Below are 428 nucleotides of genomic sequence, written 5' to 3' on the forward strand. Positions count from 1 at the left end.
GCTGAGCTGGTCCTCGAAATACGCGATCTCAAAAAGACTTTCGGCGCGCTGAAGGCCACCGACGGCGTCAGCCTCGATCTCAAGCCGGGCGAAATCCACGCGCTGATCGGCCCCAATGGAGCCGGTAAAAGCACGCTGATCCACCAGATCTCGGGCTCGCTCCGGCCAGACAGCGGCAGTATCCGCTTTCTCGGCCAGGATATGGCCGGGCTCGACATGGCGGCCCGCGGGCGGCTTGGGCTCGGCCGCAGCTTCCAGATCTCATCACTCGCGCAGGAGTTTTCCGCGCTGCGCAATGTGATGCTGGCGGTGCAGGCACGCCAGGGAACGAGCTTCCGCTTCTTACGCCCCGTGATGAGCGACAAGAGCCTGACAGAACCGGCGATGGCGATGCTGGAGCGCGTCGGCCTTGCCGGGCGCGCCTACGT

Annotated in this window: 1 protein-coding gene; it reads left to right on the forward strand. The window is 65.0% G+C overall.

The window, feature by feature from the left end; all coding sequences use genetic code 11:
* Nucleotides 1–428 (forward strand): ATP-binding cassette domain-containing protein (locus tag EN939_RS37690; protein ID WP_245473355.1); only part of this gene is annotated, 428 nt, incomplete at both ends.

Origin of the sequence: Mesorhizobium sp. M7A.F.Ca.CA.002.05.1.1, assembly GCF_003998335.1 — a bacterium.
Classification (GTDB): domain Bacteria; phylum Pseudomonadota; class Alphaproteobacteria; order Rhizobiales; family Rhizobiaceae; genus Mesorhizobium.